The sequence below is a fragment of the Pseudomonas sp. 210_17 TE3656 genome (assembly GCF_054821965.1).
In genome coordinates this window covers 4739827-4756575 of record NZ_JBTRBC010000001.1, presented here as the reverse complement: position 1 = coordinate 4756575, position 16749 = coordinate 4739827, and the positions used below count along the sequence as shown (strand labels likewise).

The following is a 16749-nucleotide window of genomic DNA, read 5'->3' as shown; positions in this document are numbered from 1 at the left end:
CTCACCTAGTTTTCCACCCACTGCTTGAGTCGCCCAAGCAGTTGATCGACAGCGGCTAAGTGTGCGCAGGCTTCAGGCCCTGCATTTTGCGCGTGCTTCAACCGACAAAGGACGAACCTGGTCTGATCATAGACTGATCCCCATTTGAGAATGGCCGGAACCCGCCGATGAAGGTCGTCCAGCTCGCCTTCCAGGAAGGGCAACTCATCGTTGAGCCGGTTACTCACCAGTGCCAGATAGAGCTTGGCCTGAATCAGGGAAGATACTGTCTCGAAATTCGGCTCATCGTTAACCAATCGTTCGAGCCTTTGACGCAGGATGCTCAGTTCGCTTTCAAGTTGAGCGATATTCGCCCCAGAGCCAACGATCAGTTCGGCCGCAATCCGATTAAGCATTGGGTAATACCATTGCGGATCATCGCTCTGTAGCGCCAGCGACTCGGCTTTTCCATAGTAGATTTTCATCTGGGCGATGGCTTTGCGTTCTGCATCGCCCTGTCCCGCAGCCGCTTCGAGCAACGCCAGTCGCTTGCACACAGAGCCACATAGACTCTGACGTTCAAGCGTCGGCTGGATGGAACAGAGTCGCGTCAATTGCTTCAAGGCATCCTTGAGCTCCTTGCGTGCCCGTGCAACGGCTGTATCAAAAACCTGCTGATCATTTGCACTGCGTACCTGCGCAGGCGGCATGGTTTTATCCAGCTCGGCAACAGACCTCCAGGCTTGCCGTGCGCGCAAGTTGCCCAACTGCTCACATGCCCGGAACGAAGCGCCGCCATCGTTGGTAGCGATCGCCCGCTGATACCAGTAGATGGCATTGTCCAGGTGACCGGCCTCGGCCCAGGCCAGACCAAAGGCTTGTGCAACCTCGCCCAACTCGGGCCATTGCTGGGCAAAGCGGGTCTCAAGATTCTCCAAACTTTGCCTGACTCGCTTTTGGTCGATCTTTTTGTAACGGCTGTCATCAACCAGCGCTTCCAAAGCCAGGATCAGCGCCGGCGCAGAAGAAATCCCCTCAGCTGCCTCAGGTGCTGGTTGCCCCAGTTTCGGGGTGTTTTCATCGCTGTGATCAAGCACCCAGTCCGGGTCGCCATAGCATTGATAGGCAGCCCAAGTGTTGCCCCCCGTGCCACGCGAGGCGATCCAGGCTGCCTCACGGGCAAGCGCCACCGCATCCAGGAAGCGGTTTCCTCTGAGCAACGCTTCGTAAAAGCGCGTAGCGAAGCGTTCTGCCGGTCCGTCCTCAACCGCCCAGCCCGCTGCAACCACACAACGTACCCCGATGTTGATCAGCGCCTCCGCGACGCTTGCGGCGAAACGCGCGCGGTCGTACTTGAGGATTGGCGCCAGTACTTCATTGCCATCGGTGGCTGCCAGGTGGCAGCAGTTGATGAATACAAGCTCCGGCACCACCCGCATGCTCTTGATCTCGGTAGGCCCGAGAAAAATACCTTTTGACAGGACCACCCCTCGGGAGGCACCCATTTTTTCCGGAACATGGTTGCGCGCGGCACCGTTGACTAACCTGGGGGGCTCGCCGTGCCCTGCGATATGAACGACGCGCCAATCGCGCTCGAGCAATGCACTCGTCACCGTTAGGGCATCTACTTCCAAGCCGGCACTCTTCTCATCGCTGATCAGCGCCTTGACTCTGTCTGGCCCCAAGAACTCCACGAACATTGTTTTGACCGCTTCTGCTTCGGCGCGCGCCCCGGGAAGACGCGGATAGAGCGGATCGTCGATGTTCGGCTCACCTATCACCAGCACGTGGGAGCCTTGGGTGGCATCGACGACACTGCTGCGAAACTCTGTGGTGCGCAGCTTGCGCAGCAACTTGGCGCGTATTGACCAAGGTAGCTCGGTGCTGTTCGCATCCGCGCTGGCGCCACGCAAAGTATCCAGTAGCTCCCAAGGAATACCAGCAGTTGAACTGTCCAGTTCAATCTGCATTTCTGTTGTCCCTCCCAGGAACGGCTCCATCTCCACCGGCACCAGGAGCTGGAACAAGGTATGCCCGATCGGAGGCCTGACCGCATTGGTGTTCGACGAGGTACTCACCAATTCCTGTAACAGGGCTACCTGCATGGCCTGAGCACGGACCTCAGAACGCGCACGCTTGGTATCCAGGGTATAGGCAATAAAAGGCAGGCCCTCTTCGTTGTATTGGGTGATCGCGGAAATGAAATCATAACTGGCGCTGCGATACCCTCCTTCAAGCGGTCGGCGCAACCAACCGATGCCCGTCTCGACGATAGGTGCAACGCTGTACTCACCCGACCTGGCTTGAGAAAGGACCTGCAGAGCCCGCCACGCATCGATGGCGCGATCCAGGAACAGCTCGATAAAATGGAGGTGCCCTACGGTTGGCCAGCACATTACCTTCAACTGCTTGTTGGCCTCGCGAACACCTTGGGCAATTAACCCCGCTACCTGCCCAGCGGTGATACCGGTGCCGCCACTCCCCATCAAGGTGGATGCCAGGTCAAACTGAATCGGGATGCCATGCTGTGACTCTGCCAGCCGCTGTGCCCAGGCAATGACCGCACGACGGACCGTAGTGACCATTTCGGAGGCGTTCAACTTACCTTCCTCACCGAGCCCGACGATGATCGTGGCCTCTGGCCTTGGCAGTTGCAAAGGGTTGTCGCTGTTGACAGCAATGTTGACGAAGATCTGCTGATTGCACACCTGGTTGGGATAAAGCCCCATACGCAAGGCGTCGCCAAGCAGCCCACCCACCAGTTCATCCACCACACGCTCGGCGCCTACCAAGGCGCTGCTGCTGTAATGCCCAACCATTAAAGGGTGGCGTATGAATTTGAGATTGCCATTGACCACAGTGATCGCCAATGGCGACAAGGTAGCCGGTGGCTCAGGGGGGACAGCATTGAATACCGAGGCGAACAATTGCCCAATCGTTTCCGGTGGGTCCATGTTCGCAGCCTGCAACGGCCGATTGCGAACATGCCTGGGCACCCCTATCGCTATTGCTGTAGTCGTACCACGACTCGTGCCGTCGTCCAGTTCTTTCAGTGCACTGGTACGTTGAGTGCACAGCAGCGACAAATAGGCAGCGTATGCCATACGCTGTCGCGGCAGGGATCCATGCTCAGCGTCCACCACCCACGTCCGTACACCCGGTAACAGGGCGTTGGTCAACGTAACCCGGCCGTCTCCTCCATCCTTGGCATTGAGGTAGCTGAACCCGTGCTCGCTCACTTCAAAGCCATCCGGGGTGAAGTCGGCACGCCCAACAACCTGGATGATCTGTTTCTGATAAGCACCAAGATCCTGTTGATCAAGCCGACGACGCAACGCGACGGCTTTTCGCAGAACATCTTTGGGCGGTATTGCCCATTCAAAGAATTCCAGCTGCATAGGCAGTGCATGCCACCACCCCAGACTCTTCAGCCAGGCGTTATCTCGTTCAGCCAACGCCTCCCACCCCTCAACGGTGTCTAAACGCAGCGCGGGTGCAAGCAAACCGGCCTGAAGTTGAATGAAACCGGGAAATCCCGCCATCACTTCGCGCGACTTCCTGGGGTTGAGCGGTTCCCCGAAAAAGGCAAGCCCATTTCCAAAAGTGTCGTCACCAGACAAAACCTGCATAGGCGCCCATGACCCTCCATTAGGGGTGCCGAGCATCAATAGGCATGCCTTGGGATTGGCCATCATCCGCTCCCAGGTTCTCGGCGCCTCCAATTGCAAGGTACGTGCAAGCAACCCACCCATGGAATGCGCGAGCAGCCGCACCGGCTGGCCACTGCGCTGACGCGCGCTCACCGCAGCCTCAACCGCATTGGCCAAGCGCACAGCCTCCGTCTCCAGGGGAAGGCGCCAGTCAAATGCGAATTCGATCACCTCATGAGTGGCAGCCAAAAACTCCATCAGCTCGTCATAGACGTAACCGACCGGATGGTCCGGCTCGACCGGCTCCGCACCGTAGGTCAGGCGACGCAGGCTATTGACTACCCCTGGTGCAATCCAGATTCGCTGCTCACCGATCTTGAGATTGCTGCCAAGAATGCCTGGCAAGATGAACACTGCGGGCTTGTCACTTACTGGTCCGCCAACGCCTCCCCGATCGCCTGTGGATGACTCGCCTTGCCAGGACAAGGGGCCGATGGAGCGGAAACCTTGGGGGCAGTCCTGGATCAAGCCGTTAACTATCGCTTCGGCCGTCCGGGGATTACTGAAGTACTGAAAGTGCGAAGCCTTGCTCGCACGTTCAAGCATGAAGCCTAACGCCTTCCGACGTTGTGTGCCGCCATACATCGAACTGGTCTGCACCACCAGGTCGTTGTCGGTCCAGAAGTAGGCATCAGCAAGCAGCGTCTTCAACCATGTGCCCACCGAACTACCTTGCAGATCGCCTGCGATCACTCGAAGTTCGCCAGGGATCGGAACATCAATGTCATGCAACCAGCGCACCAGAGGGCTGCCAGGCATCTGCGCAGCGAGGCCGGGGATTTCCTCGGGTTGAGTACGCCGTTGCGCGACTTCGGCAAGAAAGTCGATCAGCGCGGGCAATACAGAAGCCCCGGCCAGTTCGAGCGTCCATTTGAATACAGATAAAAAGGCATCCAGCCGAGTGGATGCAAGCAGCGTTCCGCGGGCTGGGCAGGCGACTCGAACAAATCGTTCGATCTGCAGGCTCTTCATGCGCTGCACCTCTATCAGCCTGTGCAGCTCCTCACGTTGCACCTGATATTCGGTCCCGTGAAACAACACATTCATCTTGTCGACATCAAGATGCGGATCACCACAGACACGTGCGAGGACCTCCCCGACCAAGCCGCCTCGTGAGTGGGACAGCAGGTGGATCCTGGCCCCGGTGGGCAATGCCTGAGCCAGGGCCAGTGCATTGGCGATCGGGCTCGTTCCCAGCGTTGGGTGTTCCAGAGCGTAGACACGGTTCTCATAGTGTTTGAAAAGTGAGGCGACTTTCAGAGGATGCTCGCTCCACAACTTGCCAAAGGTACCCTGGGTACTTGAGAAGGTACCGTGCAACAGCACCAGCAACGGCTTGCCATTCAAGGCCGGTTCAACACAGGGCAGCCGTGTAGCGGATTTGAGCCCAGCCAGCGTGTCGGCCGTGAGCGCGTAGACGCCGGGAATCACCTGATCATCAATCTGCTCCACAAGTGTTCTGGCCACTGCGGTGGCGACCCTTGCCTTGGCCACGCCGGAAATGACCTGCACCAATGCCAGGAACACGCCCCCCAGGAATCCTCGCTTGGTGCCACGCGTTTCCACCTCTCGCTGTTCCAGGCCGCGCCACTGCATCTGCGGAGTAACACGCACGCAACTGAGATACGCCGCCGAGGTGCTGCTGGTTTCTGTCTTGGGCTGACCATTCTGCGCCAGAAACAAATCACGCGCGGTCTGCGGATTGAGCACCAGCACCGGGCCATCGACGATATGCAGCGCGATAACATCCGTCTCAGAATTGGCATTAATCAGCACCTCGCTGGTAACACCACGCGAGGTACTGACCCGCACTGATTGTTTGACGGTGCCTTGAGCCAACCCGGCCGGGAGCGCCTGAGCAGCCCCGGAAGAGCGTAAGGCCTGTTCCTGGCCGGGAATAATGAACGTCAAGATCACGACAGTTTCCTCGCCCGCAAGTTGGCCGGAAGCACCCGGCGCTATGCAATCGATAACGATGGCATCCTTGCCTGGCAGGCCCTTTATCGAGGGGACCCAGGCGTAATCCTGTACAAGTCCTGCCAATTGAACGGATTGGGATAAGACCACTGCGCCATCCCGCCTCTGAGGGGTAAACGCATGTAAAACACCCGGGTAGAATCTCCAGGTTGGTGGCGACTTGAGTCATACAGATACAGGTAGGAAGGGTCGTATCCTGCAGAGGAAAACGTGAAATTATGGCCAGGCGCGTATTCAGGGTATTCAACCCAAACACCACCTTTACGCTCGAAACTACCGCCGGGATGAGTATATAAATCAGCGACCACAATGAATGGATAAAGCAGTACACCCAGATAAACCACCACGGCGAGGCCCAGCATCGAAAAAAGCACACGGTAGCGACGAACGAACTTGAGTAGCGATCTAATCCACGAGACTTCCGGAGGAGCTACCTTACTACCGAGCGCTCTGCACAACTGCTGAAAGGACGCATCGCCCTCCTCTCCGCGCCAATCACTGAGATCAATTATTTGCAGGGCGTCAAACGGCAGTGGCGGCGTCACGTCGTCGATTCGCACCGAGACCACTTTATCCAAGGCCTTGGTCGCTTCGCTTCTGACCCAAATGGACCTTTTGGCGTGCTCGGACCAGAGCACGATCACTCGTTTGGCCAAGGTCAGTTCGTGCTCTATCACATCACCATACGGCACGCCGCCAGCTAGCAACTCGCGATCCCACCATACCGTATACCGCTGATTTACCAAGGCAGTCGCCAGCCATTGTGCGTGCTTACGGTTTTCACTCGCATAGCTGATGAACACATCCGACATGCCGCACCACCTTAGCTTGCATTTTCAGCGCGACGGATCTGCAACCATCGCAAATTTTCCGGCTTAAACTAAACGCTAGCTTCTGATTAACTATTGGAAGCGTCGTGATTTATATTATTTCGAACTATCAGAGCGCAACACAAAACCGATTGTTTCTACGACACCCCAACAAACTTACAATACAGTGTTTCAACGCCGATACTGTTTCGACTCTAGTTACGCAGACCACGGCTCAAGTCGAGCTATCACTATCAGGTGTTAAATACACCACGCAGGACAACTTCCAATATCAATTAAGACAAAACAACAGCACCCCGCGAGTAACGGACCCTGCCAAGCAAAGAGACCCGCCACAGCCCCTAGGCAATGGTTGCCCGCGTCGGCGCCTCCCCCTACCTCCGCCTGCCACTGAAAAAGACCGATAAAAATCGATCAAATAGATCGAGAAGCCTACGGTCGTCAACTTTAATAGACATGCAGATGAGAATTTTATTCCAAAAAAATCAATGAGTTACACGTACATCACAAAAAATAGACAAAATTACCTGTCACGAATCGACACGATTTGTAAGAATTTAATTGACAGACAGCTGTCACCCTTCTTATTTTCCCTCCTGCCTAACGGCTCATAAAAATAATTTCAACCCAATATGGGCAAGCGCCATCCATCATGCCAGTCTCTTCCCGTGCACCTTTCCAGCAGAACAAAGGACCCGTTCTCACTGCTTCACCCCGCCGCCGTCACTCCCTGACTCAGGAGCGCGCCCGGCATGCACAGTAATGACGCCGCAGTAGCCGGTAGCCAATTCAAAAAAACCCTGAAGCTCTGGCAGGTGGTCATCATCGGCCTGGCCTACATCGCGCCGATGACCGTCTTCGACACCTTCGGCATCGTCTCCGGCATTACCGACGGGCATGTGCCCAGCGCCTACGTGCTGGCGTTGCTCGGCATCCTCTTCACCGCCGTCAGCTACGGCACGCTGGTACGGCGCTTTCCCGAGTCCGGCTCGGCCTACACCTACACGCGCCGGGCGATCAACCCGCATGTCGGCTTTCTGGTCGGCTGGTCGTCGCTGCTCGACTACCTGCTGCTGCCGATGGTCAACGCCCTGCTGGCCAAGCTCTACCTGTCGGTGATGTTCCCGGAAGTCCCGGCCTGGGCCTGGGTGGTCGGCTTTGTCACCATCATGAGCCTGATCAACATCCGCAGCATCAACCTGGTGGCCAACTTCAACACCCTTTTCGTGGCCATTCAGGCGGTCATCATCGGCGTGTTCATCTACCTGACCATCCGCGGCTTGCACAGCGGCGAAGGCCTGGGCACGACCTGGAGCCTGCTGCCGTTTGCCGGTGAGGACACCCACCTCAACGCCCTGGTCGCTGGCGCTACCATTCTGTGTTTCTCGTTCCTCGGCTTCGATGCGGTCACCACCCTGTCGGAAGAAACCGAGAACGCCGAAAAGGTCATCCCGCGGGCGATCTTCCTGATTGCGCTGATCGGCGGCCTGGTGTTCATCGTCGTGTCGTTCTACATCCAGTCGTTCTTCCCGACCATGGACCGCTTCCAGGATCACGAAGCCGCCCTGCCGGAAATCGCCCTGTATGTCGGCGGCAAGCTGTTCCAGTCAATCTTCATCTGCTGCACCTTCATCAACACCCTGGCCTCGGGCCTGGCTTCGCAAGCCAGCGTGTCGCGCCTGCTGTACGTGATGGGTCGCGACAATGTGATCCCGAAACGCTACTTCGGCCGCCTGCATGACAAGTGGAAAACCCCGGCCATCAACATCGTCATCGTCGGTTTCATTTCGTTGTCGGCGATTTTCTTCGACCTGGTGACGGCCACCTCGGTGATCAACTTCGGCGCCCTGGTCGCCTTCAGCTTCGTCAACCTCTCGGTAATCGTGCACTGCTACCTGCGTGAAGGGCGCAGCAAGACCCTGGCCGACAAGCTCAAGTATCTGGTCGTGCCGACGATAGGCTTTTGTATCATCGCCATTTTGTGGCTGGACCTTGATGAACACTCGCTGCTGTTCGGCGGTGTCTGGGCTGCGCTGGGTGTGCTGTACCTGGCGTACCTGACCAAGGCCTTCAAGGTTGCACCACCCAGTTTCATTGCCGAGTAAAGATCTATAGAAAAAAATCGCCCGTCGTTATCGACGGGCTTTTGCTGTTCACATCCCTGAACCTACAAGGACGTCACCATGCTGCTGCGCCGCCTGCTCATCCAATGGAAGATCACCCTGCTCGCCGGCCTCTGCCTGCTGGTCATCGTGGTGCTACTGATGACCGCGGCGCTGTTTCAATCGAGCCGCAGCGCGACACTGGTCAACACTGCCAACACCCAGATGCTCGACCAGAACGCCCGCCTGCGCCTGCAGACCTATGCCCAGTTGCAGGCGGTGCGCATTCAACGCTATTTCAAGGACGCCTACCTGTATGGCAACGGCGTCTCGCACCTGGTGATGGTGCTCAAGGCCCAGGGCCTCGACAACCTGCGTCAAGCGCTCACTCAACAAGCCAAGACAGCACTGGGCGACAACCCTGAGCTGCTTGGCCTGTACCTGGTGTTCCTGCCCGACGCCCTCGATGGCAAGGACGCCGCGTTCATCGATCAAGCCGAGGTGGGCAGCAATGAAAGCGGACGCTACTCCCTCTATTGGTCACAACCGCAACCCGGCCAGCTGGAGTCCGAGGCGATGCCCGAATCGATGCTCGCCGACACCAGCCTCGGCGCCAACGGCTTTGCCTACAACCGCTGGTTGACCTGCCCGCTGGAAACCGGTGAAACCTGCGTGATCGACCCCTACTTCGACACCGTCGGCGACCGTACGCCACTGATGACCAGCGTCGCCATCCCGCTCAAGCAGGACGGCAAGGTGATTGGCGTAATGGGCCTGGACATCAGCCTCGACAACCTGCAGCAACTGAGCCTCGACGGCCGTCAGGAACTGTTCGACGGCAACGGCCAGGTCAGCATCGTCAGCCCCTCCGGCCTGCTGGCCGGGCACAGCCGCGACGGCAGCCAGCTAAGCAAGAAAATCGAAGACGTGCTCGGCCAGCAGGCCAGTGCCCTGGCGGCACAGATGCGTGCAGGCAAGGCGGCCGACGTCACCACCAACGGCATGCTCCAGGTCAGCCAGTCGTTCGCTCCGGTGCCCGGCGCACAGCCGTGGAGCGTGTTGCTGGAGGTACCCGAGCAGGTCCTGCAGGCGCCGGCCATCGAGCTCAATGCCCGCCTGGACGCCCACAACAACAGCGCCAACCTGACCAGCCTGCTGATGGCCCTTGGCGCCGTCGTGCTGGGCCTGCTGGTGATCTGGATGACCGCCCGCGGCGTGACCCGGCCGATCCTCAAGGTCGCGGCAATGCTCAAAGACATCGCCAGCGGTGAAGGCGACCTGACCCGTCGCCTGGACTATGCCCGCAAAGACGAACTGGGTGAGCTGGTGGGCTGGTTCAACCGCTTTCTCGACAAGCTGCAACCAGTGATCGCCAACGTCAAAGCCTCGGTCCAGGATGCCCGCAGCACCGCCGACCAGTCGGCGGCGATTGCCAGCCAGACCAGCGCCGGCATGCAGCAGCAATACCGCGAAGTCGACCAGGTCGCCACCGCCTCGCAGGAAATGAGCGCCACCGCCCAGGATGTAGCGCGTAACGCCGCGCAAGCCGCCGAAGCGGCACGCGGTGCCGACCTTGCCACCCGCGAAGGTCTGGAGCTGATCCGCACCACTACCCGCGCGATCGAACAGCTGGCGTGCGAAATGACTGCCGGCATGGAAGAAGTGCAACAGCTCGCCAGCCGTAGCGAACAGATCGGCTCGGTGCTTGAGGTGATCCGCTCGATTGCCGAGCAGACCAACCTGCTGGCCCTGAACGCCGCCATCGAAGCGGCGCGTGCCGGGGAAGCCGGGCGCGGTTTTGCCGTGGTCGCCGATGAAGTGCGCAACCTGGCCCGGCGTACCCAGGACTCGGTCGATGAGATCCGCGTGGTCATCGAAGGCCTGCAACAAGGCACGCGCGAAGTGGTCGGTTCGATGCACAGCAGCCATCGTCAGGCTCAGGGCAGCGTCGCCCAGGCCGAACAGGCAGTGCCGGCCCTGCAACGGATCGGCGATGCGGTGGCGGTGATCACCGACATGAACCTGCAGATCGCCTCTGCCGCCGAAGAACAAAGCGCTGTGGCCGAAGAAGTGAACCGCAACGTCGCCAGCATTCGTGATGTGACTGAGTCGCTGTCCGGGCAGGCTGAGGAGTCGGCACAGATCAGCCAGGCGCTGAACCGCCTGGCCAATCATCAGCAGGGGCTGATGGCGACGTTCAAGGTGTAGCCGTTACAGGTTCGACGCCATCATCCACGGCGTGCGTCCAGGACCCTGGCAATTTTATCCAGCACTTGTGCATCGTCTGTTTTGCCAGACCACTCCAGCCACTTGGCAATCATCTGCAACTGGCGCACGACCGACTCGAACTGCCGCTGCGATATGCGCTGGCCAGCCAGCGCATCATCGTAGCCGTCGATGAGTTGGCGCTCAGTCAAGTTCTCCTTCACTGAAGACCTCCCGGTGACACTAATCAACCAGCGGGTCAGCTGCACATCGGCCTTCATCACCGCATCAAACACTCCGAAGTATCGTTTATAGCGGACCTGCGCCTCAGCCAGACAGCGATCCAGCTCGGCAAACGACAGAGGTCCGGGACGGCACATCACTTCGAGCTGGAGCCGGTTAAGCATGGCGTAGGGATTCCAGTCGCAAGCGGCTGCGTCTTCGCCCACGGCATAGGCCTGCCTGGCGGCGTCAAGACTCTGTACGATGAATTTATCCAGTGCCTTGGATCTTGACTGGCGGAGGCTCTGCAGTAACGCGATGTGGGCCTGACGTTTGAGGCCCCGCCCACGCATGACCTGACGCCGCGCAAGCAATACGCCCTGTGTACCCTCACACATATCACTCAAGTGATCAGCGCGCGCGATAGCCACCTGGATCAACCTGCCGGCTTCCTTGAAATCCGCAGTGGCGGAACCAGACTTCGGGTCCGCCGTCAGGTAGGCCTGGCGAACTTCCACATCGATCAGTTTTTCCACCGCCGTCATGGGCACGCAGCCGCGACCATTAAAGCGCGACAGCGCTTGCAACAATGCCTCTCGAGAGGCAGTCAACGCCTGAACTTCGCTCCATTCGCTATACAGCAACCCCAAACCGTACTGGACTTCGGCCTGGTTGATCCAACTTTCCGGCAGACCCTCCAGACGCTTGTTCACCTGATCCTGAAGTTGTTCAAAGCCTTTGACCGCCGCTGCAGAGCTCGAGTTGGCCGCTGACATCCGCTGTTCTTCCAGCCAGTCGAGCAGTTCTGGAGAACCGCGCAAACAGCTGTTGCTGCCGTCGCCTGACGGTAGCAACCTGAGCTGGAACATTGGGTCACCATAGGCTTGGTAGGCACCCCAGGTGTTGCAGCCGGGAAACTGCTCGAGGGTATCCAGACGCGCACAGGCAATGGCTTCGGCGAAATGATCGCCGTGAATGGCCAAGCGGTTGAAAAAGGTTTCTGAGAAGCAGCACGCCGCACTGTCATCGACCTCCCAGCCTGCCGCAACCACACACCGCACGCCCATATTGATCAGCTCCTGCGCCAGGCTCGCCGCCAAGCGGTTGCCTCCCTGCTCACCGACCGAAACTTTGCCCAGGTGACAACAACTGAGGAACACCAAGTCCGGCACGGTTTCCATGCGGTCGATCTCGGCGGCCGTCAGCAGCAAGCCATCCGACAACACCACCCCGCTGCGCAATTGCCCGTTGCTGTCTTTGCTACGAAACACACCATGGGCACAGATCACCAACACCCGATAAGGCCGGGCGAACAACTGGTCGAGCACTTCCACGGCAGTGGCGTCGCGACCGAGACTCCAAGTGGTATACCCCGCACCATCCAGCACGCGGCTGACCGTCTGACTTTCGCGCAAGGCGCCGGGCAACTCCACCAGCCGCTCCGGCCAGGGTCCTTCGCCCTTGGGCTTGAATTGCTTGAAATACCCCACGGTACTCGGGTCGCCAATGACGCAAGCATTCATCAGGTCAGTGCGTACCACCTCTCGCCGATACTGCCGAGTGATGAACTGGCGAACCAGCCGGGTACGCTTGATCAAGGGAACGCCGTCGGTCTCAAGCATCTCCCACGGCAAGTTGGCACTGCTGTCATCTAGCACCAGAATCAGATTGTCGGACTTGCGCACGGCACTTTTGAATCCGAGTGGCAGCATCAACTGGAACAGGCTATTGCCGAAGAACGCCGTAGAGTCGTAGCGGGTATTGTTCTGCCCGCGCAAGGCGCTATCGACCATACGTTCCAGCAGCCCTGGCTGACGTTGATCGATCACCGCCTCGACCCTGGCGCGTTGCCCCATATACAGGTAGTTGAAGCGTTGCGCTGGCCGGTCGAACCTGACCTCCCCCTGGTTTGCACACGCCCTGTTGTGGCCAATAGTGTCGGCACTGCTGACTTGCAGGCGCGGCCAGTAATCACCCGGAGGGGTGACGCTCAGGCGCGGCCTTGCACCTTCACCGAACTGCACCGCCTGCGCCACCTCCAGGCGACTGTTCAGGCGCTGGAGCTCGCCGGCCAGTTCGCGGTCCAGGGTCGCTACCGCGTAACCGGCACAGATCGCCGCATCGACATACATCTCGACTATGTCCAGGCGGGTCACCGCCGCCGGGCGGCCCTTGGGTCCTGCGCAAACGGCAGCATACTCGCGGTTGGCCTGCAGGACGCCGAGTGTCACGGCGCGGACCGACTCTTCCACAGTCAACTGCGCACTGGAGTTGGTTCCCAGCAATAAACTGGCGATGTGCAGCGGCAACAGCGGTTCAAGCCTGTCAGGGTCGTCCATGCGAGTTACCTGCGCGTACTGGTCCACCGCGTTCAGCAGGTAACGCAATACACCGCTGCGGACCGCCTGGGTGACGACTTCAGGCGTCAGCTCGCCCATTTCCCCAAGACCGATAACCAGTGCGCCACGCCCTGTGCCACGGCTTACCTCGGTAGCCGTGCGTGGCACCAGTACCACGGTGGCATTGCCCAGCTCACCCGAGTACAAGCCCAGGCGCTGGCGCTGGGATAGTGCGCCGTTGACCAGGGTCTGATCGATGGCGGCTTCGGCGCCGGAAATCGGATCGCCCCGATAGTGCCCGCAAATAAGCGGCACCTGGACGCAACTCAAGTTCATTGCCAGGACATTGATCTGCAGCGTTGTCAGTTGCGGTTTCGGCTCCAGGCTACTGGTGGTGCCGAGCACCTGGTTGAGCAACTGGGTATCGGCAGGATAAGCCGGCGGCCCACCGCGAAAGCTCACCAGCGCACCCGAACGCTCACCCGCACGACTGCTGGGCAGGCGCTTGAGCAACGTTGGCGTACGCTTGAGCAGCAAGTTCTCGATATCGGAAAAATAGTGCCTGGCGGATGCCAGCTCACCGTGGACCACTGGCATGTACCAGTAACGATTGTCAGGCAGGTTGCCGAGCTTGCCGGAGCGCCAGGTCACGGTACCGTCGCCTTGTGCAGTGCCGCGCAACATCAATTGCTGACCACTGATATCCAGGCCGCAGGGCGTGTTCTTCCCCTGGCCATAGACATAACTGACCCGATCAGGCGCCAGGTCGACCCAGCTATTGTCCTCAAGTGTCTGCCAGTACTCCTTCACCCGGTTCAGCAACACTTTATCCGGATGAGACCCCAGTTCGTTGCCAAACCAGCGGTCATTGTTCTTCAATGCCAACTGACTCCAGCTGGCAGCGCCAAACAAATCTACCGGGCTGCGCCCACCGATGTCCTCGAAATCCGGGGCGGGTAGAAGGTGCAAAGCTCCCGGGAACTCGCCGACAATTTTCAGGATTTCCTTCAGTTCGTTGCTCAGGTCGACGCGAGCCAGCATGCGTATGGTATCGGACTGTCCCAGCAGGGTTTCGACCATGGAATAGGACCCATGGTTAGGGGTGCCCAGCATCACCACCAGGCCATCGGCTTGCGCTATCAGCGCCGCCCAGAGCGTAGGGTCCTGCTTGAAGGCCGCACGAACGACCAGCCCCCCCATGCTGTGAGCCAGCAAGCGGATTTTTCTGTTTGGCTGTTTCGCAAGTTGTATGCGCAACGTTGCGGCCAAGTCTGTACCGAGACTTTCCAACGGCTGACGCCAATCATAGGGATACTTAACTACGTCATGGGTTTCATCGAGGTAGGCATACAAATCCTCATAAGCCAATTCGATCAGCCCAGTGCTGCTGACCTTCGGCGCGCTCATGGCAATACCGTCCAGGCCATCCAGGGCAAGTTTCAGCGGATTGAGCCAGAACGTCTCGTCGCCAACACTCAAGCTGCTGCCCATGATCCCGGGCAACAGGAACACGACCGGTTCGGTCTCCAGCTGACTGCTCACCAACCGGACTTCACCCGTGTCTCGTTCCACGGCGGCTGCGGCGACTTTGGGCAGCACCATCTTGTCCAACAGCCAGTCGCTCAAACTGCTGGGCAGTGGTCGATTGAGGTACTTGACCGTATCGCGGAAATAATGGAAATGGTTGACCTGCGGCCCTTCGATCGCCATTGCATGGGGTTGCTGGGCGTGATCGAACAACCCGCCATACATCGAGTCGGTGTTGACCACCAGATCATTGCGGGCGCGGTCGAACAGCGCCCAGTCGACGAACATAAAACCGATACGCTGAAGAATGCTGCTGGCCGATTCGCTGGTATCACCGGCTACGATGACCATTTTCAGGTTCGGCAGTGGCGCAGCGCGTGCCAGCAACATGCCCATGGGGGCTTCGGGCAGCATCGCCTCGATACCGGGAACCACCTGCGGCTGCATACGCTTGTCGGCGATTTCCAGCACCACACGTTCAAGCAGCTTCAGGCTGCGGGCCGCCACTTGAGCGGCAGCACTGCCGGCAGCCGGTGTCGCGACGGCGCCCACCGCTGTGCCAATTCCCCAGGAGGCAAACTTGCGCACCAGACTCAACAGGCAGGAAAGGAATACATCAAGGTTATCCGAAAGCAGCGCGGTGCCGCGAGCCGGGGCTGCGACCCGCACATAATGAGTAATTTTCAATTGCCTGACTTTGAGCAGGTCGACCAGATCCCGCAGTTTTTTCTGTTCAGTTTCTGCAAATTCCAGACGTTCTGCGGTCAATGCCGGGTCTTGTTTTTCCCGCTCGATTTCATCGGGCCTGGGCGTGCGCCGATAGCGCCCGATCCATTCCCCCAGATGCGGGTCGTTGGGGTCCATGCACAGCAAATCGGCAACCAGCCCGCCACGTGAATGACTGACCAACTGCACCTGGGCATGGTCTGGCAAGTACTGCAGCGCTTGCAGTGCATTGTCGATCGGGCTTTGCGAGAAGGTGCAGTGTTCAAGGCCGACAATCTGCGTGCCGAATTTAAGTTGCAGGTCTTTCCAGGCGGCGGTGCTGGGCAACTCACCAAAACTGCCCATGGTGTGCGAACCGGTGCCGTGGATGAACAACAAAATCGGCCTGTCAGCCTGCAGTGCGGTGCCGTCTGCAAGCTTATCCTGCGGATTCAATACCCCACCATTCCAGCGGTACAGTCCAGGAGGGCCGGCAAGCTGGCGTTCGATGGCAGTCATTAGCGCAGTGGCGCCCTTTTGTGCAGCCCAGTCGACAGCCAGGTCAGTCGCTTTATCCTTTATCAGCTTCTTGAACTCCTCCTTGGCCAATTCCGTGATGTCGTCATCTTCAAGTACCAACTGCCTGACCTGCCGCCAGATCCAATCCGGCACCCCCCGGCTCTTGCCCTGGATGTCAGTGAAACGGGCAAAATCGACCGCACCATCCCTATCCAGCACATCCGGGCGGGTGCGGCGCAACTGCTCGACCAGTGCATCGGCGCGAATGAAAATGGTCGAACCATCGTTAGCTTCCAGCGCCAGCAGAGCATGGGGATCGTGCAGGGTTTCACTGTGAGGGGCGTCGCTGGAACGTGCGGCCGCTGTCAGCCCCCAGGCTTTTATCACCCGTACGTTATCCAGGGTACTGACCGGCCCGCCGCCGGCGCTACGACTTGTCGATGCGGCGAATGTCTGAAGTGGCATGGCCGCAGCATCGGCGGAATGCTCAAGGGGGAGTTTGATCAGCGGCGGGGCGTCAGTCGGCTTCATGGTTATTCCCTCGGCATCCACCCCCTCACTACAGTTCATGCTTAGTTACATTTCAAGAGCACCTTTTATATTTAACAACTGCGCAAAAAAACAAGTGTTTCAA

Annotated in this window: 5 protein-coding genes and 1 pseudogene; 3 read left to right on the top strand and 3 right to left on the bottom strand. The window is 58.8% G+C overall.

Features of this window, described 5'->3' with window-relative positions:
• Positions 1–5: 5 nt before the first annotated feature.
• Positions 6–5606: a DUF7379 domain-containing protein gene (locus ACVI9W_RS22145; RefSeq protein WP_461531206.1), complete on the bottom strand. Its 5601-nt coding sequence runs from the start codon at positions 5604–5606 to the stop codon at positions 6–8.
• 83 nt (positions 5607–5689) lie between these two features.
• Positions 5690–6478, bottom strand: coding sequence for a toll/interleukin-1 receptor domain-containing protein (locus ACVI9W_RS22140; RefSeq protein WP_461531205.1), 789 nt, complete (start codon positions 6476–6478; stop codon positions 5690–5692).
• Between the two features lie 770 nt (positions 6479–7248).
• On the opposite strand from ACVI9W_RS22140, the gene ACVI9W_RS22135 reads away from it, so the two are divergent.
• From ACVI9W_RS22135 to ACVI9W_RS22125, 3 genes and pseudogenes are all read left to right on the top strand, one after another.
• Positions 7249–8601, top strand: a complete 1353-nt coding sequence (locus tag ACVI9W_RS22135; RefSeq protein WP_461531204.1) for an APC family permease — start codon at positions 7249–7251, stop codon at positions 8599–8601.
• Positions 8602–8679: 78 nt separating this feature from the next.
• Positions 8680–9948: pseudogene (locus ACVI9W_RS22130) on the top strand (cache domain-containing protein); the annotation flags it as partial.
• A gap of 102 nt (positions 9949–10050) precedes the next feature.
• Positions 10051–10806 (top strand): methyl-accepting chemotaxis protein, encoded by a 756-nt coding sequence (locus ACVI9W_RS22125; RefSeq protein ID WP_371261999.1) that lies wholly within the window; start codon positions 10051–10053, stop codon positions 10804–10806.
• Between the two features lie 20 nt (positions 10807–10826).
• On the opposite strand, the gene ACVI9W_RS22120 is transcribed toward ACVI9W_RS22125, so the two are convergent.
• Positions 10827–16646, bottom strand: a complete 5820-nt coding sequence (locus tag ACVI9W_RS22120; protein ID WP_461531203.1) for a CHAT domain-containing protein — start codon at positions 16644–16646, stop codon at positions 10827–10829.
• Positions 16647–16749: the final 103 nt, after the last annotated feature.

Excerpts from the sequence above, each read along its gene's own strand:
- ACVI9W_RS22140 (WP_461531205.1), bottom strand. The coding sequence starts at position 6,478 with ATGTCGGATGTGTTCATCAGCTATGCGAGTGAAAACCGTAAGCACGCA.
- ACVI9W_RS22135 (WP_461531204.1), top strand. The coding sequence starts at position 7,249 with ATGCACAGTAATGACGCCGCAGTAGCCGGTAGCCAATTCAAAAAAACC.
- ACVI9W_RS22125 (WP_371261999.1), top strand. The coding sequence starts at position 10,051 with ATGCAGCAGCAATACCGCGAAGTCGACCAGGTCGCCACCGCCTCGCAG.
- ACVI9W_RS22120 (WP_461531203.1), bottom strand. The coding sequence starts at position 16,646 with ATGAAGCCGACTGACGCCCCGCCGCTGATCAAACTCCCCCTTGAGCAT.